The sequence below is a fragment of the Sphaerisporangium sp. NPDC051011 genome (assembly GCF_040653595.1).
Classification (GTDB): domain Bacteria; phylum Actinomycetota; class Actinomycetes; order Streptosporangiales; family Streptosporangiaceae; genus Sphaerisporangium.
Map to the genome: position 1 here is coordinate 11,652 of NZ_JBFAGG010000003.1, position 25,364 is coordinate 37,015.

The window sequence follows — 25,364 nt, forward strand, 5'->3', positions numbered from 1 at the left end:
ATCGCGGCCCCGGGGGCTTCGGCGCGGTCGCGGACGGCCGCCCTCACGGTCGCGCTCGCCGTGCTGGCCGTCTGCGTGCTGCTCGGGCTGGTGATCGGCGCGGTCGGCATGCCACTGAAGGGCGTGGCGCTCGAACTGCTCGACCGGCTGCCCTTCGTCACGGTCGACTCCGGGCTGTCGCCGGTCGAGAAGGGGCTGCTCGTCCAGTTGCGCCTGCCCCGCGTGGTGCTGGCGGCGATCGTCGGAGGCCTGCTGGCGATGTCCGGCGCCGGCTACCAGGGCGTGTTCCGCAACCCGCTCGCCGACCCCTACCTGCTCGGCGCGGCCGCGGGCGCGGGCTTCACCGCCACCCTGATGATCGTGCTGATCCAGGTGGACGGCCTGGTGCCGCTCGCGGCGTTCGGCGGGGCGATCGGCGGGGTGCTGCTGGCGTACGCGCTCGGAAGTACGGCGGGACGCGGCGGCGGTACGGCCACGTTGGTCCTGGCCGGGGTCGCGGTGTCGTCGTTCCTCGCCGCGCTCCAGGCGTTCGTGCAGCAGATCCGCGTCGAGCAGTTGCAGAAGATCTACTCTTGGATCCTCGGCGGCATCGGCGGCGACTGGTCGCAGGTGTGGCTGGTCGCGCCGTACGCCGTGGTGTCGTCGGTGGTCCTGCTGGCCCACGGGCGGCTGCTGGACGTGCTGTCGGTGGGGGACGACGAGGCGGTCGGCCTCGGCGTCGACGCCCGGCGGGTCAGGCTCGTCGTCCTGTGCGCCGCCTCCCTGGCCACGGCGTCGGCGGTCGCGGTCAGCGGGCTCATCGGGTTCGTCGGCGTGGTCGTCCCGCACGTCGTGCGGCGCCTGGCGGGCGGCTCCTACCGGGTCGTGCTGCCCCTGTCGTTGGTGGGCGGGGCCGCGTTCATGGTGCTCGCCGACCTGCTCGCCCGAACGATGCTCGCCCCGGCCGAGCTGCCGATCGGCGTGGTCACGGCCTTCGTCGGGGCGCCGTTCTTCGTCGGCGTCCTGCGCGCCACCCGGGCGGTGAGCGTGTGACCGGGGACGGCGCGCCCCCGGTCGAGGTGCGGGACCTGGAGGTCTCGCTGGACGGGCGACCCGTCCTGTCCGGCGTCGGGCTGTCGGTGCGCGGCGGCGAATGGCTGGCGGTCATCGGCCCGAACGGCGCGGGCAAGTCCACGCTGCTGCGCGCCATGATGGGCATGGTGGAGTCCCGGGGCGAGGTGCTCGTCGACGGCGTGCCCGCGCGCGGCCTCCGGCCCCGGCAGCGCGCCCGGCTGATGGCGTACGCCCCGCAGGACCCGCTGTTCCCCCCGGCGATGACCGTGTTCGAGTACGCCATGCTGGGCCGCACGCCGTACATCTCCTATCTCGGCCACGAGTCCCGCCGAGACAGGGAGATCACCGGCTCGGTGCTCGAACGCCTCGCCCTGTCCCCGCTCGCCGGCCGCCCGCTCGGCCACCTGTCCGGCGGCGAGCGCCAGCGGGTCGTCCTCGCACGCGCGCTCGCCCAGCAGGCGCCCGTCCTGCTGCTGGACGAGCCCACCAGCGCCCTCGACCTCGGCCACCAGCAGCAGGTGCTGGAGCTCGTGGACGGGCTGCGCCTCGCCGACGGGCTCACGGTGGTCACCACCATCCACGACCTCGGCCTCGCCGGGCAGTACGCCGACACGATGCTGCTCATCGCCGGCGGCCGGCACGTCGCCTCCGGCCCGGCCGGGGACGTGCTCACCGAGCCGCTGCTCGCCCGCCACTTCGGCGCGCGCGTCCACGTCAGCGCCGGCCCGGGCGGACGCCCGCTGGTCAACCTCGTGCGACCATGAGCCCGCCCATGAGACCCGCCCGTGAGGAGCGCCCGTGCTGTCTTTGAGCCACCGGCACGAGGACGGCGCGCGCCTCGCCTCGCTTCTGTGGGAGTTCGGCCCCGGCTGGCGCATGATCTCCTCGGCCGTCCTCGGCGGCGGCATCGGCCCGCGCGAGTGGGTGCTCAACGCGCAGGTGGTGGCCGGGTACGCGCGCATGGACCCGACGGAACACCTGAGGGAGCTCGCCCCGCCGGGCCCCGGGGTCGGCATGATGACCGCGGCCTCGGTCGCCCGCTACACCCGCCGCGAGGACGGGGGAGCCGAGGCCGTCGCGACCGTCGGGCTGCGGGTCCCCACCTGGGCCGCGTCGCCGGAGGGGGCGCCCGACCCGGAGCTGCGGCCCGCGCGGCGCGAGCCCGTCCACCCCGGGACGATCAACATCATCGTGGCCGTCCCCGTGGCCATGAGCGACGCCGCCCTGGTCAACACCGTGATGACGGTGACGGAGGCCAAGACCCAGGCCCTGATCGAGGCCGGGTACGCCTGCACGGGCACCGCCTCGGACGCCGTCTGCGTGGCCGTGCCCGCCACCGGCCCGCAGGAGGCGTTCGGCGGCCCCCGCTCGACCTGGGGCGCCCGCGTCGCGCGCGCCGTCCACCACGCCGTACTGGAGGGCGCGCACGACTGGGCGGCCGTCCACGACATCGAGCCCGGGGACGCCCTCGGGGCTACGACGTGAAGCCGGCGGTGCCCAGCAGGCGGTCGATCCGCGCCTGGCCGGTGCGGCCGGACGAGAGGTGCTAGCAAATCGTCCGTGAGCACTTCGCTCGGTTGGAGAACGCGTCCGATTAATTAATGAAGGTGTTCCGTCAGTGCCTCGGTGGATTCGCGGGCGCTGACGGTGTCGATAGAGCTGAGCAGGTTGCGTAGAGCTACCACTAGGGCTCTTACCCGACCGGATGAGACTTCGTGGAGTTGGCCGAGGCCGGCGACGGCCATTGCCGAGCCTTCATCGACATCCCCAGCCCGTACCAGACTGTGTGCAAGAGTGATTTGGCTGGTGATGCGGTTCCGGCCATATGAGGCAGCGGTGTGTTCCAGAGAAGAGCGAAAGTACGAGACTGCGGCCTGGTGCTGTCCAGTCTCTGTATAGAGCAGTCCTTGAACGTGCTCAAGTTCGTCCCGGTCATAGAACGCCGTCCACGTGGGGGCAGGACGCCCTCGCTGGGGGTGCTCCATCAACCGCATCGCACGGGCCAACTCTGCACGAGCGGCGAGGTGATCCCCCAGGAGAGAAAGGGCATGTGCCTCTCGGCTGGCGATGATCGACAGCAGCACAGAGGACTTCATGGCTTCGGCGTACTTCTTTGCCGCTCCCAGTAGATCGCGTGCGTGCCGTGGCCTCCCCTCGTAGTTCGCCTGGAAACCGAGCATCGCCAGAGCTTGGGCCTTGAGCTCATCGTTCTGCATAGTGGTGCCGATGGTCAGCGCCTCGCCCCAGTAATGCCGAGCAGTCTCGTGATCACAGGCGTCGAAGTGGACGTAAGCGCAGCGGTTGGCGGTTTCCCCCGCCAGCAGGCGAAGCTGGCGCCCGATCGTGTCGGGATAGCGACTGGTCTCGATGATGCGGTGGATGCGTTGCAGGTGCCGGATGGCCAGTGGTCGCACGTCACTACCACCATGAGCATCGCCCAGGGTCTGGAGAGAGCGCAGTCCCGCGCGCAACTCCTGGACGTGGGGTGTGCCGACGGCCTCTGGGGGCGTAAGGGAGCCAATGGCGACACCGGCCGCAGCTCCGGCAGCGGTTGTAACGAATGTCCGCCGGTTCACGTCCGTTTCCTCTGTTTGGTCTGTTATTAGAAACGTACATGGGTTTATTTCACCGTATGGCGCGGGCGGGAAACCCAGGTCGGCGGGGCTGATGCCGAACATGGCGTGCAGGACCCGCCAGGCCTTCGGACGCGGCCGGGGTGGGTCAGGGCTGCACCAGCGGTGGAACTGGCGGTCGGTCAGTGTGACCGGCTCGCCGATCAGGTGCGCCGCCTGCGCGAACGCCGCGAGGAACGCCCCCGGTCGCTCCCAGCCCCGATCGGCGCACGCCCGCTCGAACAGGGTCCACTGCTTCGCCATGACCACCTCCGGTAATCGTATCAATGCGTACGGTAATGCAACGGTCAAGAAAAGGAAGGGCGGTCGGCGGAGAAAAGTCGGGCCGTATGTCACGGCGAACATCGTCGGCGGGGTGCGGGTGGCCGGTTTTCTGGGGGTGTCAAGATTCCCCCGCAGAAGGACACCAGGCCGAATGAGAATCTATTCCTACGACGGGCGCCAGGAAAGCGCCGTTTTCCCCGGTACGGAGGCATCCGTGGGGGAGGCCCGGCGGTGGTTGCGCAAGGTCCTCGCCGACCACGCGCGCCGCGACGACGCCACGCTGCTGCTCTCGGAACTCTTTGCTAACGCCGTGACGCACGCGGCCTCGCCGGAGATCGCTGTCGGCGTCCTCGTCGAATGGGACGGCACCGTCCAGGTCAAGGTCACCGACCAGGGTACGACGACGGTGCCGTGCGTGTGCCGCGTCCCGGCCGACGACCTGGCCGAGCGCGGACGCGGCATCCGCCTGGTCCGGAGCCTGTCCAGGCGCTGGGGCTTCATCAAGGAGGCGGCCGGCTGCACGGTCTGGTTCGCCCTCGACCCCCGCGAGCCCCCGCAGGACGACGAGCCGCCAGGCTCTCTCCTGGCTGGCAGCAGTCGCGCCACCTACCAAGAGGCGCGCGACGGGTAGGTCAAGAGGCGACACGGCGAGGAGACGGCACTGCCCTCCGCACAGGCGAAGGGAGGCACGTACGGGAGAATGGCCTTCCTGCCCGTGCGTACGCCAGGATCTGACCCATGCGACTTCTCATCCTCGGCGGTACGAAGTTCCTCGGGCGCGCGGTAGCGGAAGAGGCGCTGTGTCGTGGCCACGAGGTGGTGACGTTCAACCGTGGCGCGTCCGGTGCCGACGTGCCCGGTGTCACAGCGGTGCGCGGAGACCGCACCAGCGGTGAGGACTTGGAAGCACTCGCCGCGCAGGGTGACTGGGACGGCGTCATCGACACCAGCGGCATGACGGCCTCGCTCGTCCAGCGCTCCGCCAGCGCCCTGTCCGGTTCTGTCGCACGGTACGTTTTCGTGTCCACGGTCAATGTGTACAAGGGGTGGCCCGACCTCCCGCTCACGGATGATTCACTGGTCCGCGAGTACATCCCGGTCGGCCCGGCCGGAGAGAGCGGCGCGGAGGAGTACGGCCGTCTCAAGGCCGGATGTGAACAGGCGGTCTCCGACTGTTTCGGGGACCGGGCTACGTTGCTGCGCCCCGGCGTCATACTCGGCCCGCACGAGTACGTCGGCCGGATCCCCTGGTGGTTGAACCGGATCCGTGCCGGCGGCCGGGTGCTCGCCCCAGGTCGGCCGGACTGGCCGATCCAGCCGGTCGACGTGCGCGACGTTGCGACGTTCGCTCTCGACGTCGCCGAACGGGATCTGGCAGGGTCTTACAACGTGACCGCGCCGATCGGCCATTCCACGTTCGGGCGGTTCCTGAACACCTGCCTCCAGGTGACCGGTGCCGGCGCCGAGCTGGTCTGGGTGGAGGACGCGTTCCTACGCGAGCATGGTGTTCCCGAATGGGTCGGTCTGCCCCTGTGGCGCGACTACGAAGGCACCTGGCACGTGGATGCCGCCCGGGCTCGCGCCGCAGGCTTGAGATGCCGGCCGCTGGAGGAGACCGTCGCCGACACCTGGCAATGGCTGTGCGGCGGCACTGCGGTCTCCTCCGAACGGGCCGCGGAGCTGGGCATCTCGCGCGAGCGGGAAGCGGAACTCATCGCGACATGGGACACCCGCACAGAGGCCGCCGGCTAGGACGTCCCCGGGGGAAGCGCTCGCACCGTCGATCCGGCATTGAAGTCCCTGAGCGCTTCGGCCAGCTCCTGGACCGCGCGGGTCGTCTGAATCTGGGCGAGCGGGGCCCGGATGCCTCGCAACCGGTGAAGCACCGGGAAGGTCCTCATGTCTCCCGGGAGGCTGAATATGGGGCGCAGCGTGTCATGGGCGCCGGACACGTCGCCGAGCAGGAGCCGGGCCGTGGCCATGTCCAGCAGGATGGTCGCCTCTACGATGGGGGAGCGCTTTTCGGCGGGCTCGGCCTGTGACATGGTCCGCGCCCGGTCGGCATGATCGAGAATCAGGTTCGTGAGGCGCTGCAACGCGCGCTGGTCCAGTTCGGCGTGTCGCCGCCGGATCAGTTCGAGAACCGCGGTGGAGGCGCACCGCTCTTCCCGAACACGATCCCAGTCGAAGACGCCACCTACGTAGGCCAAGTCGTCGTGTTCATCGTCTGGGGCGGTGGCCCGAGCTTCTTGAGCGTCCCGCACGGCTTGTAGCGTCCGCTCGGTGTTTCCCAAGTGCGACCATGTGCGCGCTCTGATGCTGTTCAGCCGAGCTGCTGGTACCCCGGTGGGACGGTGCTCTTCGGCACGGGAGATCGCGACCAGCGCGTCATTCGGGGCGTTGTTCCAGTAGGCCGAGGTCGCCTGCATGCCGCGGGCCCACACCGCGAGCGGCACGTGCCCGATGTTGTTGGCGTGGACCCACGCGGCACGGGCATGGTCGTTGGCCATGTGGTGCATGCCCAGGTCGTTACTCGCCTCGGCCAGCAGTGCGCAGAGCACGCCGTTCATGAAGGACAGATCGCGAAGCTGGTCTGGTTGCCGAGACTGCCGTGTCTTGGCCTCCACTCGGGTCCGTAATTCGCTGATCTTGGGAAACATCACGACGGGCGACTGGGAAAGGTAGGTTCGGGCGAGCGTTATCACGTCGCCCTCAAGTAGTTCCAGGGTGGATCGGCCCAGCGCCGTTTCGGCGTTGGCAGCGGAATCGCGGGACTGCTCAGCAGCGGACATCATCAACTCGTGCAGGGTTGCGGGAACGGCCCGGGGATCAGGCCCGGCTGAGGGCTGGGGTGTCGACCACACGGCACCGCGACGCGGTGACAAGTCGATCACCTCAGGGTTGGGTTCAGATGCGGGAAAGTTCACCTGGACGGGCACCTTGGTGAACAACTTGTCGGCCGGTTGACCGAACATCGCCTGAAGGACCGCGCAGGCGTCCGGTAGCGGAAGCCCCTTCACCTCGCCGGCCAGCCAGCGCAGATACTGCCGCCGCTCCACGCTGAGCCCCCGTAGCTCAAGGTCACGGGCGGTCTTCTCGTAAACGCGGACGAACCTCTTGTACGGCAGCACATCCCGTGCCCGGACGAGCTGCTTGAGGTAGGTCTCCTCTACCTGCTTCATGGCAAGCCAGCCCTTCCCGGCGTGTCCTGTCGCTGGCAGCGTAGGCCGCCGAACTCGGCTGTGAAAGCAGCCCGCCCGACATGTCGCAGATGTCCCGTCCGTGTCGCATAGAAGTCACAGCGGCGTCGTGACAGGACGCGAGAAGTCGCTGGCGACGACCTCCCGAAGTCATCGCACCGCCCATCATGCTCGACCCACGCCCGAGTCCGACTCGTAGGCGTCCGGCTCCTGGCCGGCAGCGCGCCAGGGAGCCGCGAACCACGCCAGTGCGTGCTAGCGAAACGGAGTTCTCCCATGAAGAACGGCAGCAAGATCATCGACGGACTGACGATGGATCTGTTCGACCTTGACGCCAGGGCGGTAGACGGCAACCTGCTGGCCGTCGACGCGGTCACCGACAACGGTTGCGGCACGCTGCCCGCCTGCAGCTACCCCGACCCGCGAAGCTGACCCCCACCATTCGACGGGCCACGGCCCTCACCAAGGAGAGTGTGCTGTGGCCCGTCCGATCTTCACCGCCCGAACCGGCGCGCTGGCGCGCATTCCCCTTCGCCCGGCGCGTAGGTCTGGCCACGACACCGACCGCACGGACCCTCTGCTGGACGAGGCGGTCATGGTGGCCAGCGGATCGGCGCGGAACGCGTCCGACGATTCCGGTCCAGGAGCGTTGACCTGGCGTGCCTATGCGACGCGGTCACGGACCCGCACCACCCCACAGGGACTGTTCGCGGGTGTCGCCCCTGCCCGATTCTCGGGAGAGCCGCACCTGCGCCTGGGCGCGGACCATCGGACCGTCACGAACCCTGATCCGCATTGGCTGAGACTGTTGGCGTGCTCGGTCATCGGCGAAGCCGAGGGACTGTCGAAGGTGAGGCTGACGACCAGCAACCTCGCCGTCGTGCGAGGAGACCGTTGTGAGATCGAGCGTCCGATGGGCGGCTGCTCGTCCCGGCCGGTAACGATCAGCGTCCGTAACACCGAGGTGACCGCCTTCGTCCTGCGGGCCTGCCGAGACGGCTTGCCGGCGGCACATGCAGTCGCCGAGCTGGCGAGACGGTGGCCGCAGGCGGCTCCAGATCGAGGGCCGAGACTCCTGCGCGAGTTGATCGATGGCGGTTTCCTGCTGCACGACCTGCTCCCCGACGATCCGCGAGCTGATCCTCTGGGGCATCTGCTGGACCGGCTCCCGGCCACCTCACTTCATCGTCGGCCCCTGGAACGGCTTCGCGATCTTCTCACCGAGGCCGACGAGCACCGGGTGGGCAGCCCGAAGCGGCTGGCACTCCTCACCGACGCATCCGCCATCGCCCAGGAGATCCTCCCGACGGACCGGCTCCTGCGTGTTGACACCAAGGCGGACGCCACCGTGACGCTGCCCGTTCAGGTGGCGGAGAAGGCCGCTGAAGCCGCTGGCGTCCTGTGGCGGATCGGCTTGGGCATCGACCCGCTCACCGGCTACCATCAGCGGTTCCTCACCCGCTATGGAACCTTGCGGGCCGTGCCGCTCTTGGACGTCCTCGATCCCGTTATGGGCCTCGGCCCGGTCGACGACGTCACTCCCATCGGGGCCGGGGCTCCCGACACCAGCCGTGAAGCGGTGCTGGCGCGACTGCTGTCCGACGCCATCTCCAAGGGCGAAACCGAGATCGTCCTGGACGAGGCGACCGTGGACCGGCTGACGAACCGCAGCGGAGCCGCCGCCCCCCGCAGCGCCGAGATCTACGTTCGGGTCCTCGCCACCGACACCACAACGCGGGCGGACCGCGGCTTCCAGTTGGCGGTGTGCGGGGGTTCACAGGACGCGTTGTCGACCAGCGGCCGGTTCGTCGCCATGCTCGGTCGACCCTCGGAACTCCCCGATGGGGAAGATGGCACGTTGGTCGCCGAACTGGTGGTGCGTCCCCGCATCGACGCCGTCGCATCCGTCGCAGCGGAGACCGGGCTCGCCCCCCATCGCATCCCGGTGGGAGTCCCGGCCCGGCCCGGCGATGTGGACCTCACGGATCTGACGGTGTTCTCCGACGGTCGGCGTCTCCTTGTGTGGTCACAGGTCCACGACCAGCGTGTCCTGCCCGTCCTGTACTCGCGGATCGCGCTGTCGTTGCTCCCTCCGGTCGCCCGGTTCCTGGCATTGGCGGGCCATGCGGGGGAACGTCCCTGGCACTGCTGGTCATGGACGGGTATCACCACGCCGTTCACTCCCGCAGTCCGCTACCGGGACACCTGGCTCACGCACGCCCGGTGGGTCCTGCCAGAGCATCTGGCCTGGGCCGCCACGACGTTGGACGGGTGGGAGGCCGCCCTCACCTCATGGCGATCAACAACCTTCCCGCAGCCTCCCGACGTCGTGGTAACCGATGACATCGACCGACAGCTTTTGCTGGACCTGCGGCGGGCCGACGACCGCGAGCTGCTGCGCCGCTATGTCCGGCGGGGCCTGGCGGCCGTCGCAGCCCCGCCCGGAGGCGACCAGACCATCGCCGCCGTTCTCCCCGGCCCCGACGGCGGCCATTTCCTGGAGCTGGTCGTCTCCCTGGACCGCGCGGCCCCCGCGCCCACGTCCACGGTGGTGGCGGCGACGATGGCGGCGCCTACGGTTCGCCGTCCCGGAGCCGGACTGTACCTTCCCGGCGGGCCCTGGCTGTCGCTGGCCATCCAGGCCCCGGCCGGCTGCCACGACCAAATCCTCCGATCGCTGGCCCAGAGGATGGAGGAGATTCCCCGGCGCTGGGACCGATGGTTCTGGCTGCGCTACCACGACCGCCGGCACGGAGAGCAACTCCGCGTCCGATTCCACGCCGATCCCACGGACGTGAACGGCATCGTCCTGCCGTCCCTGTCGCAGTGGGCGGCCGATCTCATGCGTCAGCGCCTGATCTCGGGATTCTGCGTCGAACCCTACGACCAGGAGATCGGACGGTACGGCGGTACAGCCGCCATCATCGCCGCGGAGCGATTCTTCGACGCCGACAGCCGGCTCGCCCTCGACGTCCTGTCCACCACCCGGGAGGAGGACGCTCGGCTGACCATCGCCGCGATCGCCGCGGCCACGATCGCCGCCCGGATCGGCGGCGGTGCCGTCCCGGGCGGGCGGCTCGATCGGGAATCCCATCGCCGCGCGAACACCCTGAGAAAGCGGACACGAGCCGCTCAGGATCGCCCATTACCGCCCGGGTGGGAATCGGCGCTGGACACTTACGCCGCCGTCCTTGCCCCCGCGCAAGGCGCCCGTATCGCCTCCGACCTGATCCACCTGCACTGCAACCGGCTGGCGCCCACCCACGAGCAGCTCGTCCGGGCCCTGGCCACCGACCTGATCGCGCGCCACACCCACATCACCGAGAGATCTCGATGACCACCACCTCACCTGGAACCCGCACCACCGACTCCGCCGAGATGGCCGTCGCCATCGCCGATCGGCTCCTGGACCCCGAACCGATCATCGCCGCGACCGGTTCTGCCGCGACCTCCCTGTCGCGAGGGTTGGCGGGAACCGCGCTCCTGCACGCCCGCCTGTCGGCGCATCATCCGCGATTCGCGGCGGCGGCGGACCTCCACTGGGCCCGCGCAGCCCGCATGAGCATCTCCGAACCTCCACGGACCGGCGGAGTGTTCAACGGCGTCGGCGCGCTCGCAGCCTCCCTGATCCTGGGCACCCCCTACCTGCTCGACCCTGGGCCGTACCAGGCGTCGGTCCGCCGCTCCGTCGGTTGGCTCACCGCCCGCGCCACCGCGATAGCGGCCTGGCAGCAGGAACGGCGAGACGCTGGTCATGCAGGAACGCCTTGGCAAACCTACGACCTCATCAACGGCCTGTCGGGGATCGGCCGGATCCTCCTTGCCGCCGTCCACGCCGGGCACGTGGACGCCGAACCGGGACTCCTCGCCGCCGGCAGCTCGCTCACCGCGATGATCGAAACACCCGTCAGAGGCAGGCCCGGCTGGTGGAGACCGGACCCACACAACCCTGCCGCGCTCGCCGACCCCCACAACCGCGACGCCGCGAACACCGGACTCGCCCATGGGATCGCCGGACCGCTGGCGTTCCTGGCAGCGTGCCGGCTCACCGGATGGGGCTGCGCCGCGCAGGCCGATGCGATCCGTACCGCCGCCCAATGGCTGCTCCAGTGGCGGGCCGGCGATAGTTGGCCACCTCAGGTCACCGCCGACGACCTCGCCGGAACCAGTGCCGGCCCCAGTACCCGAGGCCGTCGCGACGCCTGGTGCTATGGAGCGCCGGGCATCGGGGCCGCCCTCCTCGCCGCCGGTCGTGCGCTGGCCGACCCGGACCTGGTCGAGGTGGCGCGCTCCGCGATCGACGCCCTCGCCGCCCGCACCGGCGAATGGGACACCGAAGGGCCTACCGTCTGCCACGGAAGCGCCGGAGTGCTGCTGTGCGCCGATGCAACAGGCAGCAACCGCACCGCGGACATCGCCGCCGACGCCCTGACCGCGCAGTACGACCCGCAGCTCCCTTTCTTCTTCCAGCACCACGACCACGGCCGGGTCAGCGACGAACCGGGACTTCTGGTCGGTGCGGCCGGAATCTCCCTCGCCCTGGTTGATCAGAGCGGATTGGCCGCCCCCAAGGCACCCATCGGATGGACCGCCGCCCTCCTGCTGCCCACGCCGTTTCAATCCCCGTCCGACGCCACGATCGAAGGTAGATTCCCGCGATGAATACCGACACCGACGTCCATCAAACCGCTGGCCGGCTCCACGCCGACCTGATCGACCTCCTGCTCGCACGCGGAACGATCAGGTCCGCCCGAGTCGAGGCGGCGTTGCGATCGGTCCCCCGGCATCCCTTCGTACCCGGCGTCTCGCTGGAGACGGCTTACGCTCCCGATGACGCCGTCGTCACTCAACGGGACATCGCCGGTGCGGCGCTCAGTTCGGCGTCCGCGCCCGGGGTCGTCGCCTCGATGCTGGAGCAACTCGACGTCCAGCCCGGAGACCGCGTCCTGGAGATCGGCGCCGGGACCGGCTACAACGCCGCCCTCCTCGCCGAGCTGACGGGCCCGGAAGGGCACGTCGTCACCGTCGACATCGACACCGATATCGTCGACGGGGCCCGGACGGCTCTCGCCCGCACCGGGTACGGGCACGTCGAGGTGCTGTGCGGTGACGGTGCTGAGGGCTACGCGCCCGCCGGCTCCTACGATCGGATCATCGTCACCGCCGGAGCCTGGGACCTGCCACCCGCGTGGTGGCAGCAGCTCGCCCCGGCCGGACGGCTCGTCGTGCCACTGCGGATCATCGGTGCGACGACTCGCTCCATCGCCTTCGACCGCCATGACGACCATCTGGTGAGCCGCTCCATGGTGACCTGCGGGTTCCTGGCCATGCGCGGCATAGGCGCCCGGCCAGAACCCTCCGTCACCCTCACTGAGGGTGTCACACTGCTCCTCGGCGATGGAAGCACCGCACCGCCCAACGCCCTCGCCCACGCACTCACCCAGGCCGCGACCCGCACCTGGTCGGGGATCTCGATCCGGTCAGGCCGGCCCTTCCAGGACCTCGACCTGTGGCTGGCGACCACCAGCCGTGGATTCTGCCGGATCGTCGCGCAACCGGAGGCCGTCGGCGCCGACCTGGCGACACCGGCATTCCGGTGGGGCGGCGCGGCCGTGACCAACGAAACCGACTCCTTCGCCTATCTCACCATCCGGCCCAGCGAACCCGCCGACGACGGCCCCGTCTTCGAGCTCGGTGTCCGCGCCCACGGACCTCGCCGCCACGACCTCACGACCACGCTCCTGGAGCAGCTCGGGCATTGGGATACAAAGCACCGCGACACCACCCCCCGCATCGAGGCGCGCCTCAAACCGTCCCAGGTCACCGCCACGACGGTCATCGACAAGCCCCACACGCTCCTGACCGTCACCTGGTGACCAGATGACCCCGGCATCGCGCGAAGACTTCGCACGCCGCTTCCCCCTCGTGCCCCGCGGCAGGCCTGCCTGCCACCGTCTGGACGTGCGCGTCCGCCAGGTCGCCGACCTGGCGGACGCCGCGCCCCACGACCCGGCAGAAGCCGCGAGGATCGCGGCCGAAGCCCACAACCTCGGCGCGCTGATCGCCAGCGACTGCGGCCTGCCCTCCCTTGCCCGCGACCTGTGCTGGAGACAGTTCCACGTCTTCCGCGACGCCCAGCCGTTCGACGCCACGACAGCGAAACTCGCGCTGCAACCCCTCGTCAACCTCGGCCGCCTCCTCGCACGAGACGGCAACGGCACCGCCGCTCATCGCCTGATCGAGACGCTGTTCACCGCTGTGTGCCACCAGTCGACCGTCACCCTCGACGACACGATCGCCGACCTCGGCAACCTCACCCGCACCCCCGACGACCACCGTGAAATCGTCCAATGGCTGTGGACCGTGCTCCTTGCCGACGGAACCCGAGCCCTGACCCAAGCGGGCAACTGGAGCCAAGCTCTCCAGCACGTCCAAGACCACCACGGCATCGGCCAGAGCCTCCTCGACGGCCGCCAAATCGCGATCATCGCCCACCACGCAGCCGGAGATCACCGGACCTCCGCACGTCTCCTGACGGAAACCATCACTCCCACTCCGTGGGAACAAACCGTGGCAGCCTGCCTGGCGGCCCTGACAGGCAACGACAACGGCAACACCGCCCGCATGGTGGACAACTATCTCGCGATCGGCGGCCCCCCTGCGCAGGTGGTCTTCCGCACCCGTCTGGGCCTGGCCGTCCTCGACCTCACCGACGACCGGTTCGCCCCACTCCTGGCCCACACAATCGAGACCGATGTACGGCAGTCGCGGGACGCCTATGCCGCCCGTGAGATCCTTGCCCACACCGGATGCGCATCCTTCATCCCCGCGTCGACGAGCAGGGCTCTGACCAGGCTCGTCGACTCCTCAGGTCTGGGAGCAGGAACCATACCCAGCGAGATCTTGGACCAGTTCACGTTGGCGATGACCACCGCCGAAGCATCACTCAGCGAGGCGCTCAGCGTCACGACTTGACCACCGAGGCGTCCGGCACGCCGCGTACCTGAGCTGCACGGCGCCAAGAGTAGCCTGGTACCGGACCGGGCGAATGAGTGTTCGAGAAATCCGCGACCGCCCGGGCCGCCGCATCGATATCGCCTGCTTCACCGGTGATGACCCGGCCATCGCCGAACGCCACTGCGAACCGCGCACCGTCCTCGTCCGCCACGCCTGGCGGATCGAACGGCACAACCATCTCGACTCCGCCGGGTAATGCCGATCCGCCTTGGCGGCGGATCGGCATTAACTGTCCCGCTACGCGGGACAGTCCGCTTCACCCCCGGCCTGAAGTGAAGGCCGGAGCACTACGGACTAACCCGGTAGCGGTCGGTCACTGGCCGCGTCATGCCGTCGAGTGCGGCATCGACCGGCAGCCTGGCCCTAGGCTCATCCTGTCTGAGTAGGCCGTCGCGACAGGTCAGTACTTTCCCGTGGCGCCGGTACCGCGGGTGGGCCCTGGCCGCGTAGTTGGTCCATCTCCCGCCATTCGGGCCGCAGCCCCGTCAGGCTCGTGGTGAGCGCGTATGCCGCCCCGCCTGCGAGCAGCACCGGCGCCAGCCCCGCGGCCGCCACCGCCACCCCGCCCACCAGCCCACCGAGCGGGACCCCGGCCCAACTGAGGGAGTCCGTCAGCGCGTTGACCCGGCCCAACAGGCGCCGCGGCACCCGCTCGTAGGAGATCGCCCCAAGGATCGGGTTCAGGAACCCGCCGGCGAACCCGCCCACCGCGAACACCGCCACCATGGCCCATACCGGCGCGTCCACCGCCAGGATGAGAAACCGCGACGGCCCGGCGAGCAGGAACGCCACGAAGAACACCGGCCTGCGCCGCATCCGGTGCGCCACGGCGGCCGCGACCAGGCTGCCGCCGACGGCCGTCAACCCCATCACGCTGCTGTTCAGACCGACCATGGCGGGGCCGTGGCCGGACTCCTTGGCCCACACGAGCACGAGCACCTGGCTGAATGCCGCGTCGAGCAGGTTCGTGATGCCGACCATGACCATCACGGAGAGCAGCAGCGGTTCGCCGCGCAGGTACGCGAAGCCCTGGCCGAACCGCCGCCAGTACCCCTCCTTCACCTCCTGCGCCGGGGCGCGGTACCCCATGCCCCGAGGCAACGCCCACGCCACGACCACGGAGCCGAGCGCGAAGCAGGTGACGCTGATACCCAGGCTGGCCAGCGGCCCGAGCAGCGCCACCACCGCACCCCCCGCCGCGGGCCCCACCGTCTGGGCCAGCCGCTCGGTCACGCCCGTCAGCCCAGTGGCGCGCTCCAGCGGCACCCGCCCTCGCTCGGCCGCCTCGGGAACCATGATCTCCTTGGCCAGGTCCCCTGGACCGCGGGCCGCGCCGACCACCGAGACCAGGGCGATCAGCGCGCCCAGCGGCAGTGAATCCAGCGCGTACAGAAGGACCACGGACCCGGCCGCCGCAGCGCTCACCACGTCCCCGACCCACGAGATCCGGCGCGGCCCGATCCGATCGACCAGCGGCCCGGTCAGCGCCTTGACCAGCACGTACGGGGCCATCTCCGCGAACGCCACCACCCCCGTCTGCGCCGCGCTCCCGGTCGTCGTCAGTACGAACCAGGGCAGCGCGATGGCCGACACCCGCGTGCCGGTCAGCGACACCGTCATGGCCGCGAGCAGGCCGGCCATCGGGCGTAAGGACCCGCGCGATCCCATCACTCGCCCTCCGGCAGCTCAGGCAGGAGCTGCGTGATCAGCGAGACCCGCGCCGCCCTCTCGGGCGCCGCCTCGCCGGGCATGTCGCGGCGGTAGCGGGAGATGACCTCTTCCAGTTCCTCGCGCAGCCGCTGCCCCTCCTCCGGGGTGAGGCGCAGCGCGAAGGAGCTGAGGTCGAGCACGCGCCGCCACTCTCCTGGCATGATCTGCAGCTCGTTCAGCGTCCGCAGGGTGCGCAGGTTGTACAGGGCGGCGATGGACTGCATGTAGGCCAGCACCGCCTCGGGCTCCCGCTCCGCCAGTTCGTCGTCGCTGAGACGGGTGATGCGGTGGACCGAGCGCCACCAGCGCTCGCGGGCGTTGCCGCGCTCGGTGTCCTCCTCCACGAATCCGGCGGCACCGAGCCTGCGCAGATGGTAGCTGGCCGTGCCTGAATTCACCCCCAGGCGCTCGGCCAGGCGGGTGGCGGTGGACGGGCCGTGTCTGCGCAGCAGGTCCACGAGTTGCACCCGCACCGGGTGGGCCAGTGCCCGCAGGCCTTTGGCATCGAGGACGACCACGCTCTCGCGGGGTTCGGTCATGCCTCGAAGCCTAGACCGCAAACACTCATTCGCAAACACTCATTCGCGAAGAACTGTTGGCAATCGTTCATCGATCGATCTTGTCGACGGCCATGAGGGGGCGTGTGCGTGCGCGCGCCACGCTGCATCCTCACTCAGAACGGATCATCCGACTGTTGAACCTCGGCACTCGGGCCCGGTCCGAGCTGGTCGTATTGGTTGGCGATCAGTTCCCAGTCGATGGCCTTGCCCGACAGGACGCCCTCCAGTTGCGGCCAGGCCTCGCCCTCACTCAGGCCCGGCCGTACAGGCGGGCTGAGCCGATGTTCTTCAGCCGAGGCAGCAGCTTGAAGTCCAGCAAGTGCGAGAAGGCAAAACCAACGACCGAAGCGCCATGGGTATCGGTGTACTGGCGATCGATCTCTGCGCTGATCAGGTGGCGGAGCAAGCCCTCGATCATGGAGGCGACCTCGGACAGTCAGAGCTACTTTGCGGCTGATGACACGGACCCGAGTGAGGGGCCGTCCAGAGGTCGCTTGAAGGGCGCTTGTGGGTCACTTGGGGACGTCTTGGCGGCGATGGTGGTGGCGCGGATCGGGCGTTAGGGTCCAGGTCATGGCCACATCGAGCGGCCATGAGACCCGAAGGAGCGCCCATATGACCGTTCGCGTCGTCGTGGCCGACGACCAGGCCATGGTGCGCGCCGGGCTGCGCATGGTCGTGGAGTCCGAGCCAGGCATGGAGGTCGTCGGCGAGGCCGCGGACGGTGCCGAGGCCGTCGCCCTGGCCCGCCGCCTGCGTCCCGACGTCGTCCTCATGGACATCTCGATGCCCGTAATGGACGGCCTGACCGCCGCGCGGCGCGTCCTCGGCGACCCGGACCCGCCCCGGATCATCATTCTGACCACGTTCGACACCGACGAGAATCTCTACGCCGCGCTGCGGGCGGGCGCGAGCGGGTTCCTGCTCAAGGTGTCGCCGCCCGAGCAACTCGTGGAGGCCGTCCGGGTGGTCGCCGCCGGGGACGCCCTGCTCGACCCGGCCGTGACCACCCGCGTCATCGCCTCCTTCGCGGGCAGGTACGAGCCGGTCAGGCCGTCCAGCCTGGACGAGCTCACCCGGCGGGAGCTGGAGGTGCTGCGCCATCTGGCCCGCGGCCTCACCAACGCCGAGATCGCGGGGGAGCTGTTCGTCGGGGAGGCCACGGTCAAGACCCACGTCGCCCGGGTGCTCATGAAGCTCGGCCTGCGCGACCGCGCTCAGGCGGTGGTGTTCGCGTACGAGTCCGGGGTGGTGCGGCCGGGGGCGGCGGGATAGTACGAGGCCCAGCCCTCGTTGCCCAGCCTCAGCACCTTCACGCCGAGGTACCCGAGCACGACCAGGTTGCCGCCGCTCCACAGCAGGCTGGCAGGGCCGTACTCGACGACGTAGATCGAGCCCCAGGCGACGAGGCCCACGACGGGCGCCCACCAGCGCGCGAACCCGCCGCGCCACAGCGCGACCAGCAGCAGCATCAGCCCGATCGGGCCGAGGAACACCCACGGAATCCGGAACGCGAAGAGGACGCCGGGCAGGTCGTAGACCGCCTCGAACATCTTCTCGGCCTGGTCGGGCGGGTAGTGCTGCCCGAAGTACCACTCCACGGGGTCGCCGAGGAGCAGGGCGGAGATGCTGACGAACCCGAGGACGGTCATCGTGCCCGCGATCTGGCCGAGCACGACCGCGCGCGTGCGCAGGACGTGCAGCAGGCCGATGGCGGCGAGCGCCAGCAGCACGTAGCTCCAGTGGTAGAGGGCGGACTGCAACTGCGCCATCGCCGGGTTGTCGCCGTAGCTCACGACCTCGCGGTCGTCGCCCCACGTGCCGGGGTCGACGAGGGTGGCGGTGAGCTGGAAGACGGCGGAGAGGATCAGCGCCGCGCCGGTGGCGTACCGGCGGAAGCCGATGGAGTCGGAGGGTCTCATCATGACGGTTCCATTCGGGTTCCCTGGTGGCTCAGGGGTCGGGTCGGTCCCGCGGCGGCGGGGACGGCGGCCCGGCTGCCGTCCCCGGGGCGGGGGGACACGGCGTCTGACCGTGCCGGACAGGACGGTACGGGGCCGGGGCCGGGCGGGGCGTCCGCCGGGCGGGTGATCCGCCGTCCCTCTCACGGCTGAACCGGACGGCGCCCGGGGCGGGAACCCCGGCGCGGCAGGGGTTTCCGGTGGCCGTCCTGATCGCGGCCGGCCGCCGGAGGTTCCGGGTTTCCCGCAAGACGGCTATCTGTGTGTATATTTTCCGTATATATCGGGCCGTGACTGGAGAAATTTCGCTACGGAGGGACGGAGCGGTATGAGGGCTTTCCCGCGAGTGCTGTTCGACGAGGCGCACAACGAGTCGTGGACGATCCGCCGCGAGGTCGCCGAGGCGATCAACCCGGCCCACCCCGACGACAACAGCTACGCCCGCGCCGCCGAGGTCCTCCGCCGCCTCGGGCACACCGTCACCGCCCACACCGAGGGCGCCATCACGCCCTCCGTGCTGGCCGCGCACGACGTGTTCGTCATCGCCCACCCCTCGGGCGAGCGCTGGGAGCGCACCGTCGGCCTCGGCAGCCCCGCGCTGCCCGCCGAGGAGATCGACGCCATCGAGCGGTACGTCGCGGACGGCGGCGGGCTGATCGTCCTCGCCGAGTGCGAGCAGGAGAAGTACGGCAACAACCTGGCCGACCTGCTCGCCCGGTTCGGCGTGGGCATCGAGCACACCACCGTCCAGGATCCCGGCAACTCCTACAACGGCGTCGCCACCTGGGTGCGCGGCGTGCCGGTGGCGGGGCAGGGCTCCGGCGACGACCTCACGGCAGGGGCCCGCGAGGCCTGCTTCTACCGGGCGGGCGTCCTGACCCCGCCCGCCGGGGCGACCGTCCTGTTCGAGACCTCGCAGGCCGCCGACCCGGCAGGGCGGGCGCTCGCCGTCGCCCTGCGCCACGGAGACGGCCGGGTGGTCGTGTTCGCCGACTCCGACCTGTTCGGCGACGACTCCATCGCCGACCTGCGGCATGCCCGCCTGTGGGGCAACGTCGTCACCTGGGCCGCCCGCGTCCCGGCCGCCGCCGGCGCGCGCGGCGGGGACGACGCCGGGACCGCGACGCTCAGGCGGGCGCTCAAGGACGCCGTCGAGGAACTGCGGCCCCTCACCGCCAAGGACGGGTCCGTCGAGGACGCCACCGCCGTCTCCCCGATCGTGGACCGCGTGGCCGAGGCCGTCGAGAAGCTCGCGCCCGCGTACCCGCACGACGAGGCCTACCTGACCGCAGTGCTCGCCGACCTGCGCAAATGGCAGGCGGGCGGGTTCGGCGTGCCGGACTTCCTCGACTCGCTCAACGCCTTCCACCCCGACGCCCAGCGGGTCGACGGCCTGGAGCACCTGGTCGTCTTCCCGATGTACACCCAGAACGGCAACCCGAACCGCAACCTGGAGGCGGTCTGGATCCGCACGGTGTGGCCGGAGTGGCTGGCCGCGCTGGAGCGCGAGCGGTACGACAACCCGATGTTCGTCCCGATCGAGTTCGTCGACTTCACCGCCGGATACGACACCAACTCCGCCGTGCTGTTCCCCGAGACCGTCGCCGTCCGCGAGGTCCCGCCGAGGTTCACCTGGGGCGCCATCTTCTGCGACCGCGAGGCCGCGCGGTTCCGCAGCGTCGGCCGCGCCGCCGCCGACACCCTCAAGCTGGCCCTCCCGCCGGACGCGGCCCGGCTGCTGGACAGCCAGGAGCTCGCCCAGGACACCTTCGTCCTGTGGGACCTCGTCCACGACCGCACCCACAGCCACGGCGACCTGCCGTTCGACCCGTTCATGATCAAGCAGCGCATGCCGTACTGGCTGTACTCGCTGGAGGAGCTGCGCTGCGACCTGACGGCCTTCGGCGAGGCGGTCAAGCTGGAGAAGGAAGGCGTGCCGCACGCCCGGTACGTCCAGTACGCGATCCTCTTCGACCGGCTCTTCCGCTTCCCGATCACCGGTGAGCGGGTGCGCAACTACGACGGCCTCGGCGGGCAGCTCCTGTTCGCCTACCTGCACCGCAACGACATCGTCCGCTGGACCGACAACCGGCTCAGCGTGGACTGGGAGCGCGTCGCGGACGGCGTCGCCGACCTGCGCGGCGAGGTCGAGAAGCTCTACCGCGACGGTATCGACCGTTCCAAGCTGGCGCACTGGCTCGCCGCGCACCGGCTCGTCGCCGCCTACGTCGCCCCGCACCCGGCCTCGGTCTGGAACCGCGGCGTGGACGCGCTGCCCGTCGAGGGCTTCCCGAAGGCCGTGGTCGACGCGGTCCTGCCCGACGAGTTCCCCCTGAGCATGTTCTACGAGGCGCTGCGTCGTAAGCTTTCCGGCGTCATCGAGGCCACGAAGGGAATCCGCGGGTGAGCACCACCACCGAGCAGGCAGGCAGGGTAGTCGTCGTCACGGGCGCCGGCGGCCCCACGGGTCAGGCCGTCACCGCGCGCCTGACCGCGCGCGGCGACACCGTCATCGGCGTCGACAGGCACGAGGCTACGGGCGTGCTCGCCGTCGACCTCGCCGACGCCGAGGCCGTGCGCGCCCTGGCGCGCCGCGTCGAGGACGAGCACGGGCGGGTGGATGGTGTCGTCCACCTCGTCGGCGGCTGGCGGGGCTCCAAGACCTTCGCCGAGACCGACCTCGCCGACTGGGACGTCCTGCACACGCAGCTGATCCGCACCCTGCAGAACGTCTCGCTCGCCTTCGAGCCGCTGCTGCGGGTCAGCGACGACGCCCGGTTCGCCATCATCTCCGCCACGGCGGCCCAGCGGCCCACGCAGGGCAACGCGGCCTACGCGACGGCCAAGGCGGCGGCCGAGGCATGGACGCTCGCTCTCGCCGACGCGCTGCGCGGCACGCACGCCGCCGCCGCCATCCTGGTCATCAAGGCCCTGGTCAACGACGCGATGCGGGCCGCCGCCCCCGAGCGCGCCTTCCCGGGGTTCACCGACGTGAAGGACCTCGCCGAGGCCGTCGCCCGCCTGTGGGACCGGCCCGCCGAGGACGTCAACGGCACCCGGACGGACCTCACTTCGTGACCCAGGCACGACGTCACCACGACCCCGAGGTCAAGGGGTTCGCCAGCGACAACTACGCCGGCGTCCACCCGGAGGTCCTCGAGGCGCTGGCCCTCGCCAACGGCGGCCACCAGGTCGCCTACGGCGAGGACGACTACACCAAGGCCCTGCAGGACGTGTTCAAGCGGCACTTCGGGCCCGGCGCCGAGGCGTGGCCGGTGTTCAACGGCACCGGCGCCAACGTGGTCGGCCTGCGCGCCATGACCGACCTGTGGGAGGCGGTCGTCTGCGCCGAGACCGCCCACATCAACACCGACGAGGGCGGGGCGCCCGAGCGCACCGCCGGGCTCAAGCTGATGAGCGTCCCCACCCCCGACGGCAAGCTGACGCCCGCGCTGATCGACCGGCAGGCGTGGGGCTTCGGCGACGAGCACCGCGCCCAGCCCCGCGTCGTGTCGATCTCGCAGAGCACCGAGCTCGGCACTCTGTACACACCGGAGGAGATCGCCGCGATCGCCGCGCACTGCCGCGAGCTCGGCATGCTCCTGCACATGGACGGCTCCCGCCTGATCAACGCCGCCGCCGCCCTCGACGTGCCGCTGCGCGCGCTCACCACCGACGCCGGCGTGGACGTGCTGTCCTTCGGCGGCACCAAGAGCGGCCTGATGTTCGGCGAGGTCGTGGTCGTGCTCAACCCCTCGGCCGTCCGGGGCATGGTGTACCTGCGCAAGACCGCGATGCAGCTCGCCTCCAAGATGCGGTTCGTGTCGGTGCAGTTCGAGGCGCTGCTGGCCGGCGACCTGTGGCTGCGCAACGCCAGGAACGCCAACGCCATGGCGGCGCGCCTCGCGGCGGCCGTGCGCGAGATCCCCGGCGTCACGCTGACCCGGCCGGTCCAGGCCAACGCGGTCTTCGCCGTCATCCCGCCCGAGGTCGCCGACCGGGTCCGTAAGCGGTTCCGCTTCTACACCTGGGACCCCGCCACGGGCGAGGTCCGCTGGATGACATCCTTCGACACCACTGAGCACGACGTCGACGCCTTCGCCGCAGCTCTCGCTGTGCACATGGCCGCGCCTTCGGCACGGCGTGTTCAGGGCGCACTTTAGGCGGCGTTCTTCCGTCGTCACTCGGAAGGGGCTCGTTCCTCACCCCTTCCTCCCTCCTCCTCCAAGACACCGCCGCGCCCCGAACAGGCATATGGCCGAGCCTCCGGTACGGAGTGTTCGGGGTGGACGGGTCATTTGAGGATCGAGGGGTAGGGCTTGGCGTCGCGGGCTTGGAGTAGTTCGGTCATGTAGGCGATCTCGCTGTCCTGGGTGTCGACGATGTGCTGGGCCATCGTCCGCACCTCGGGGCGGTTCGTCAGGGACAGCACGGCCCGCGCCATCTGCACGCCGCCCTCGTGGTGGCGGATCATGAGCTGCAGGAAGAGGATCTCGGCGTCCTTGCCCTTGGCGGCCTGGAGCCGTTTCATCTCCTCGTCCGAGGCTATGCCTGGCATCGTGGTGGGTACCTTGGCGGGGGTTCCGGCCGCCGCGGAGGCGCCGTGCCCGTGCCCGGCCATCCACGCCATCGACGGCCGGGTGGTCGCCTGGTTCAGGCCCCACTGCTGGAGCCAGCCCATGAAGACCCCTCGCTGCGCCGTCTGCGTGGTGATGATGTCGTACGAGAGGCCGCGGATGGCGGGGTCGGTGCTCGCGTCGCGGACGGCGAAGCTCATCTCGGCCGCCTGGGCGTGGTGGATGCCCATGTCACGGGAGAAGCCCGCCTCGGGGGAGGCGTCCCCGGGCGGTCCCGACCTGCCGTTGACGAGAAGCGTCACCGCGGCCGTGGCCAGGCAGGAGATCAGGGCGACGAGGATCAAGCGCGTTCGTGTGGTTGCCATTTCCAGCCAGATGAGTGAATGTCCCGGTCGTTAGACGCAAACGTTATTACCTACCCACTATCCTCCACATAAGTATCGGGGCTTGAGCAGTCAGGGTCTTGACCAGCAGTTGGAGGACTGATGACCAAGGAGAAGACGCAGGCGCGGCGGGAGCAACTCGCCAAGCTGCGTGCCGCGCAGAAGAGCAAAGAGCGGCGCACGGCGATGCTCATGTGGGGAGCGGGGGCCTTCGTCATCATCCTGCTGGTCGGCATCGTCGGGTTCTATGTGATCCAGGAACGCGCGGCCAGTTCGCTGGACGGGGTGAAGTCGTTCGCCTACAAGGGCTCCCAGCACACGCTGATCAAGGTCGACTACAAGGAGAAGCCGCCGGTCGGCGGGGAGCACAACCCCGTCTGGCAGCAGTGTGGCGTCTATGACGAGCCGATCAACAACGAGAACGGCGTCCACTCCATGGAGCACGGCTCGGTGTGGATCACCTACCGGCCGGACCTTCCCAAGGCCGACGTCGACAAGCTCAAGGCCCTCGTCACCACCGACTACCTCCTGCTCAGCCCGTACCCGGGCCTGAAGGTGCCCGTGGTCGCCAGTTCCTGGAACCACCAGCTCGAGCTCACGGGCGTCGACGACCCCCGCCTGGCGAGGTACATCGCCAAGTACAAGCAGAACCCGACCGAGACGCCCGAGTACGGCGCGACCTGCACGGGCAACGGCAGCACCGACCAGACGGCCGCGCAGAGCCCGATCCCGGCCACCTCGCCGAGCGCGGCTCCGAGCGGCGCGCCCAGCGCCACCGAGATGCCCAAGGCGTCGCCGAGCTCCTGAGACCCCGCCCGGCCCGGCGCGTTGAAGGCCGGGCCGGGCGGAGGTCAGCGCAGTACCGTGCCGGGCTCCACGGCCTCCAAGCCGTGGGCCTCGCCGACGGGTGGGCTGGTCAGGACGCCCGCGTGCGTGTTCAGCCCGAGCCCGAGCGCCGTGTCTCCGCGCAGGGCGTCCCGCCAGCCCTCGTCGGCGATCGCCAGGGCGTAGGGCAGGGTGACGTTGGTCAGCGCGTACGTCGAGGTCGCCGGGACCGCGCCCGGCATGTTCGCCACGCAGTAGAAGACCGTGTTGTGCACCCGGTAGGTCGGATCGGCGTGGGTGGTGGGACGGGAGTCCTCGAAGCAGCCGCCCTGGTCGATCGAGATGTCCACCAGCACGGCGCCTTCCTTCATCCGCGAGACCAGCTCGTTGGTGACGAGCTTCGGCGCACGGGCGCCGGGGACCAGCACCGCCCCGATGACGAGGTCGGCGTCCAGGACGGCCCGCTCGATCTCGTAGGCGTTGGACGCGACGGTCCGCAGGTGCCCCCGGTAGATCGTGTCCACCTGGCGCAGCCGCTCGATGTTCCTGTCCAGCAGCAGAACCTCGGCCTGCATGCCGAGCGCGATGGTCGCGGCGTTCAGCCCGGTCACGCCCGCGCCGAGCACGACCACCTTGGCCGGGTAGACGCCCGGCACCCCGCCCATGAGCACCCCCCTGCCGCCGCCCTGCCGCATCAGGTGGTAGGCGCCCACCTGCGGGGCGAGGCGCCCGGCGACCTCGGACATGGGGGCCAGCAGCGGCAGCGCGCCGTTGCCGAGCTGCACGGTCTCGTACGCGATGCCGGTCACCCCGGACTCCATCAGGGCGAGGGTCAGCTTCCGTGACGCGGCGAGGTGCAGGTAGGTGAACAGCACCTGCCCTTCGCGCAGCAGGCCGTACTCCGAGGCGATGGGCTCCTTCACCTTCAGGATGAGATCGCCTTCGCGCCAGACGTCCTCGGCGGTGTCCAGGATCGTCGCGCCGGCGGTGCGGTAGTCCTCGTCGTGGATGGCCGAGCCCTCGCCCGCGCCACGCTCGACGAACACCCGGTGGCCGTGCCGGGCGAACTCGTTCACCCCCGCGGGGGTGATCGCCACCCGGTGCTCCTGCTCCTTGACCTCTCGGGGAATGCCGACTTTCATGAGTCCTCCTTGACCCTGCTCGCCGGTGGTGTGCTTCCT

The 25,364-nt window shown here is 70.2% G+C and carries 24 protein-coding genes; 16 read left to right on the forward strand and 8 right to left on the reverse strand.

Annotated elements, in window-relative coordinates; genetic code table 11:
- Positions 1-108 precede the first annotated feature (108 nt).
- From AB0H21_RS07380 to AB0H21_RS07390, 3 genes are read left to right on the forward strand one after another with little or no spacing between them, the layout of a single operon-like run.
- On the forward strand, positions 109-1,032 hold the full coding sequence (locus AB0H21_RS07380) for an iron ABC transporter permease (protein ID WP_358514186.1): 924 nt from the start codon (positions 109-111) through the stop codon (positions 1,030-1,032).
- Positions 1,029-1,817, forward strand: a complete 789-nt coding sequence (locus AB0H21_RS07385; RefSeq protein WP_358513078.1) for an ABC transporter ATP-binding protein — start codon at positions 1,029-1,031, stop codon at positions 1,815-1,817. Before AB0H21_RS07380 ends, AB0H21_RS07385 begins: the two co-directional genes overlap by 4 nt.
- Positions 1,818-1,854: 37 nt before the next feature.
- Positions 1,855-2,538: an adenosylcobinamide amidohydrolase gene (locus tag AB0H21_RS07390; RefSeq protein WP_358514188.1), complete on the forward strand. Its 684-nt coding sequence runs from the start codon at positions 1,855-1,857 to the stop codon at positions 2,536-2,538.
- Positions 2,539-2,651: 113 nt separating this feature from the next.
- Here AB0H21_RS07390 and AB0H21_RS07395 read toward each other — a convergent pair whose 3' ends face one another.
- Positions 2,652-3,929 (reverse strand): hypothetical protein, encoded by a 1,278-nt coding sequence (locus AB0H21_RS07395; protein WP_358513080.1) that lies wholly within the window; start codon positions 3,927-3,929, stop codon positions 2,652-2,654.
- Positions 3,930-4,101: 172 nt separating this feature from the next.
- Between AB0H21_RS07395 and AB0H21_RS07400 the strand changes: the two genes are divergently transcribed.
- Together AB0H21_RS07400 and AB0H21_RS07405 are read left to right on the forward strand one after the other, a co-directional pair.
- On the forward strand, positions 4,102-4,581 hold the full coding sequence (locus AB0H21_RS07400) for an ATP-binding protein (protein ID WP_358513082.1): 480 nt from the start codon (positions 4,102-4,104) through the stop codon (positions 4,579-4,581).
- Between the two features lie 107 nt (positions 4,582-4,688).
- A complete protein-coding gene (locus tag AB0H21_RS07405) occupies positions 4,689-5,702 on the forward strand; it encodes an NAD-dependent epimerase/dehydratase family protein (RefSeq protein WP_358513084.1) in 1,014 nt (337 codons plus the stop codon).
- On the opposite strand, the gene AB0H21_RS07410 is transcribed toward AB0H21_RS07405, so the two are convergent.
- Positions 5,699-7,132, reverse strand: a complete 1,434-nt coding sequence (locus AB0H21_RS07410) for a hypothetical protein (protein ID WP_358513087.1) — start codon at positions 7,130-7,132, stop codon at positions 5,699-5,701. The genes AB0H21_RS07405 and AB0H21_RS07410 overlap by 4 nt on opposite strands.
- Positions 7,133-7,426: 294 nt before the next feature.
- On the opposite strand from AB0H21_RS07410, the gene AB0H21_RS07415 reads away from it, so the two are divergent.
- The 6 genes from AB0H21_RS07415 to AB0H21_RS07440 all read left to right on the forward strand — a co-directional run bounded on the left by AB0H21_RS07415 (position 7,427) and on the right by AB0H21_RS07440 (position 14,363).
- Positions 7,427-7,582 carry a hypothetical protein gene (locus AB0H21_RS07415; protein ID WP_358513089.1) on the forward strand — a complete coding sequence of 52 codons (156 nt, stop codon included), beginning with the start codon at positions 7,427-7,429 and terminating at the stop codon, positions 7,580-7,582.
- A 46-nt stretch (positions 7,583-7,628) separates the two neighbouring features.
- A complete protein-coding gene (locus AB0H21_RS07420) occupies positions 7,629-10,487 on the forward strand; it encodes a lantibiotic dehydratase (RefSeq protein WP_358513091.1) in 2,859 nt (952 codons plus the stop codon).
- A complete protein-coding gene (locus AB0H21_RS07425; RefSeq protein ID WP_358513094.1) occupies positions 10,484-11,812 on the forward strand; it encodes a lanthionine synthetase C family protein in 1,329 nt (442 codons plus the stop codon). Before AB0H21_RS07420 ends, AB0H21_RS07425 begins: the two co-directional genes overlap by 4 nt.
- The gene (fxlM, locus tag AB0H21_RS07430; RefSeq protein ID WP_358513096.1) at positions 11,809-13,026 is read left to right on the forward strand and encodes a methyltransferase, FxLD system; all 1,218 of its coding nucleotides are present in this window, start codon (positions 11,809-11,811) and stop codon (positions 13,024-13,026) included. Before AB0H21_RS07425 ends, fxlM begins: the two co-directional genes overlap by 4 nt.
- A gap of 4 nt (positions 13,027-13,030) precedes the next feature.
- Positions 13,031-14,125 carry a hypothetical protein gene (locus AB0H21_RS07435; RefSeq protein ID WP_358513098.1) on the forward strand — a complete coding sequence of 365 codons (1,095 nt, stop codon included), beginning with the start codon at positions 13,031-13,033 and terminating at the stop codon, positions 14,123-14,125.
- Positions 14,126-14,198: 73 nt separating this feature from the next.
- Entirely contained in the window at positions 14,199-14,363 is a 165-nt protein-coding gene (locus tag AB0H21_RS07440) for a hypothetical protein (RefSeq protein WP_358513100.1), read from the forward strand.
- 173 nt (positions 14,364-14,536) lie between these two features.
- Here AB0H21_RS07440 and AB0H21_RS07445 read toward each other — a convergent pair whose 3' ends face one another.
- The 3 genes from AB0H21_RS07445 to AB0H21_RS07455 all read right to left on the reverse strand — a co-directional run bounded on the left by AB0H21_RS07445 (position 14,537) and on the right by AB0H21_RS07455 (position 16,855).
- Positions 14,537-15,835, reverse strand: a complete 1,299-nt coding sequence (locus AB0H21_RS07445) for an MFS transporter (protein WP_358514190.1) — start codon at positions 15,833-15,835, stop codon at positions 14,537-14,539.
- The gene (locus AB0H21_RS07450; RefSeq protein ID WP_358513102.1) at positions 15,835-16,416 is read right to left on the reverse strand and encodes a helix-turn-helix domain-containing protein; all 582 of its coding nucleotides are present in this window, start codon (positions 16,414-16,416) and stop codon (positions 15,835-15,837) included. The genes AB0H21_RS07445 and AB0H21_RS07450 overlap by 1 nt, the downstream gene beginning before the upstream one ends.
- 271 nt (positions 16,417-16,687) lie before the next feature.
- Positions 16,688-16,855 (reverse strand): Tn3 family transposase, encoded by a 168-nt coding sequence (locus AB0H21_RS07455; RefSeq protein ID WP_358513104.1) that lies wholly within the window; start codon positions 16,853-16,855, stop codon positions 16,688-16,690.
- A 197-nt stretch (positions 16,856-17,052) separates the two neighbouring features.
- On the opposite strand from AB0H21_RS07455, the gene AB0H21_RS07460 reads away from it, so the two are divergent.
- Positions 17,053-17,712 carry a response regulator transcription factor gene (locus AB0H21_RS07460; protein ID WP_358513106.1) on the forward strand — a complete coding sequence of 220 codons (660 nt, stop codon included), beginning with the start codon at positions 17,053-17,055 and terminating at the stop codon, positions 17,710-17,712.
- On the opposite strand, the gene AB0H21_RS07465 is transcribed toward AB0H21_RS07460, so the two are convergent.
- Positions 17,655-18,362 carry a hypothetical protein gene (locus tag AB0H21_RS07465; RefSeq protein WP_358513108.1) on the reverse strand — a complete coding sequence of 236 codons (708 nt, stop codon included), beginning with the start codon at positions 18,360-18,362 and terminating at the stop codon, positions 17,655-17,657. The two genes, AB0H21_RS07460 and AB0H21_RS07465, sit on opposite strands and share 58 nt — an antisense overlap.
- 364 nt (positions 18,363-18,726) lie before the next feature.
- Here AB0H21_RS07465 and AB0H21_RS07470 point away from each other — a divergent pair, with 364 nt between their 5' ends.
- The 3 genes from AB0H21_RS07470 to AB0H21_RS07480 are packed head-to-tail and all read left to right on the forward strand — an operon-like array spanning position 18,727 to position 22,561.
- Positions 18,727-20,805 (forward strand): DUF6421 family protein, encoded by a 2,079-nt coding sequence (locus AB0H21_RS07470; RefSeq protein ID WP_358513110.1) that lies wholly within the window; start codon positions 18,727-18,729, stop codon positions 20,803-20,805.
- Positions 20,802-21,476 carry an SDR family NAD(P)-dependent oxidoreductase gene (locus AB0H21_RS07475; protein WP_358513112.1) on the forward strand — a complete coding sequence of 225 codons (675 nt, stop codon included), beginning with the start codon at positions 20,802-20,804 and terminating at the stop codon, positions 21,474-21,476. Before AB0H21_RS07470 ends, AB0H21_RS07475 begins: the two co-directional genes overlap by 4 nt.
- A complete protein-coding gene (locus AB0H21_RS07480; protein ID WP_358513114.1) occupies positions 21,473-22,561 on the forward strand; it encodes a low specificity L-threonine aldolase in 1,089 nt (362 codons plus the stop codon). Before AB0H21_RS07475 ends, AB0H21_RS07480 begins: the two co-directional genes overlap by 4 nt.
- A gap of 131 nt (positions 22,562-22,692) precedes the next feature.
- On the opposite strand, the gene AB0H21_RS07485 is transcribed toward AB0H21_RS07480, so the two are convergent.
- Positions 22,693-23,340, reverse strand: a complete 648-nt coding sequence (locus AB0H21_RS07485; protein ID WP_358513116.1) for a DUF305 domain-containing protein — start codon at positions 23,338-23,340, stop codon at positions 22,693-22,695.
- A 120-nt stretch (positions 23,341-23,460) separates the two neighbouring features.
- Between AB0H21_RS07485 and AB0H21_RS07490 the strand changes: the two genes are divergently transcribed.
- Complete coding sequence (locus tag AB0H21_RS07490; protein ID WP_358513118.1) at positions 23,461-24,165, forward strand: DUF3105 domain-containing protein; 705 nt, start codon at positions 23,461-23,463, stop codon at positions 24,163-24,165.
- A 44-nt stretch (positions 24,166-24,209) separates the two neighbouring features.
- Here the strand turns inward: AB0H21_RS07490 and ald are convergent, their stop codons facing one another.
- On the reverse strand, positions 24,210-25,325 hold the full coding sequence (gene ald / locus AB0H21_RS07495) for an alanine dehydrogenase (RefSeq protein WP_358513120.1): 1,116 nt from the start codon (positions 25,323-25,325) through the stop codon (positions 24,210-24,212).
- Positions 25,326-25,364 lie beyond the last annotated feature (39 nt).

Coding starts and splice junctions, on each gene's coding strand:
- AB0H21_RS07380 (WP_358514186.1), top strand. CDS start 109: ATGCCACTGAAGGGCGTGGCGCTCGAACTGCTCGACCGGCTGCCCTTC.
- AB0H21_RS07395 (WP_358513080.1), bottom strand. CDS start 3,929: ATGGCGAAGCAGTGGACCCTGTTCGAGCGGGCGTGCGCCGATCGGGGC.
- AB0H21_RS07400 (WP_358513082.1), top strand. CDS start 4,102: ATGAGAATCTATTCCTACGACGGGCGCCAGGAAAGCGCCGTTTTCCCC.
- AB0H21_RS07405 (WP_358513084.1), top strand. CDS start 4,689: ATGCGACTTCTCATCCTCGGCGGTACGAAGTTCCTCGGGCGCGCGGTA.
- AB0H21_RS07410 (WP_358513087.1), bottom strand. CDS start 7,132: ATGAAGCAGGTAGAGGAGACCTACCTCAAGCAGCTCGTCCGGGCACGG.
- AB0H21_RS07415 (WP_358513089.1), top strand. CDS start 7,427: ATGAAGAACGGCAGCAAGATCATCGACGGACTGACGATGGATCTGTTC.
- AB0H21_RS07425 (WP_358513094.1), top strand. CDS start 10,484: ATGACCACCACCTCACCTGGAACCCGCACCACCGACTCCGCCGAGATG.
- fxlM (WP_358513096.1), top strand. CDS start 11,809: ATGAATACCGACACCGACGTCCATCAAACCGCTGGCCGGCTCCACGCC.
- AB0H21_RS07435 (WP_358513098.1), top strand. CDS start 13,031: ATGACCCCGGCATCGCGCGAAGACTTCGCACGCCGCTTCCCCCTCGTG.
- AB0H21_RS07440 (WP_358513100.1), top strand. CDS start 14,199: ATGAGTGTTCGAGAAATCCGCGACCGCCCGGGCCGCCGCATCGATATC.
- AB0H21_RS07445 (WP_358514190.1), bottom strand. CDS start 15,835: ATGGGATCGCGCGGGTCCTTACGCCCGATGGCCGGCCTGCTCGCGGCC.
- AB0H21_RS07450 (WP_358513102.1), bottom strand. CDS start 16,416: ATGACCGAACCCCGCGAGAGCGTGGTCGTCCTCGATGCCAAAGGCCTG.
- AB0H21_RS07455 (WP_358513104.1), bottom strand. CDS start 16,855: ATGATCGAGGGCTTGCTCCGCCACCTGATCAGCGCAGAGATCGATCGC.
- AB0H21_RS07460 (WP_358513106.1), top strand. CDS start 17,053: ATGACCGTTCGCGTCGTCGTGGCCGACGACCAGGCCATGGTGCGCGCC.
- AB0H21_RS07465 (WP_358513108.1), bottom strand. CDS start 18,362: ATGATGAGACCCTCCGACTCCATCGGCTTCCGCCGGTACGCCACCGGC.
- AB0H21_RS07470 (WP_358513110.1), top strand. CDS start 18,727: ATGAGGGCTTTCCCGCGAGTGCTGTTCGACGAGGCGCACAACGAGTCG.
- AB0H21_RS07485 (WP_358513116.1), bottom strand. CDS start 23,340: ATGGCAACCACACGAACGCGCTTGATCCTCGTCGCCCTGATCTCCTGC.
- AB0H21_RS07490 (WP_358513118.1), top strand. CDS start 23,461: ATGACCAAGGAGAAGACGCAGGCGCGGCGGGAGCAACTCGCCAAGCTG.
- ald (WP_358513120.1), bottom strand. CDS start 25,325: ATGAAAGTCGGCATTCCCCGAGAGGTCAAGGAGCAGGAGCACCGGGTG.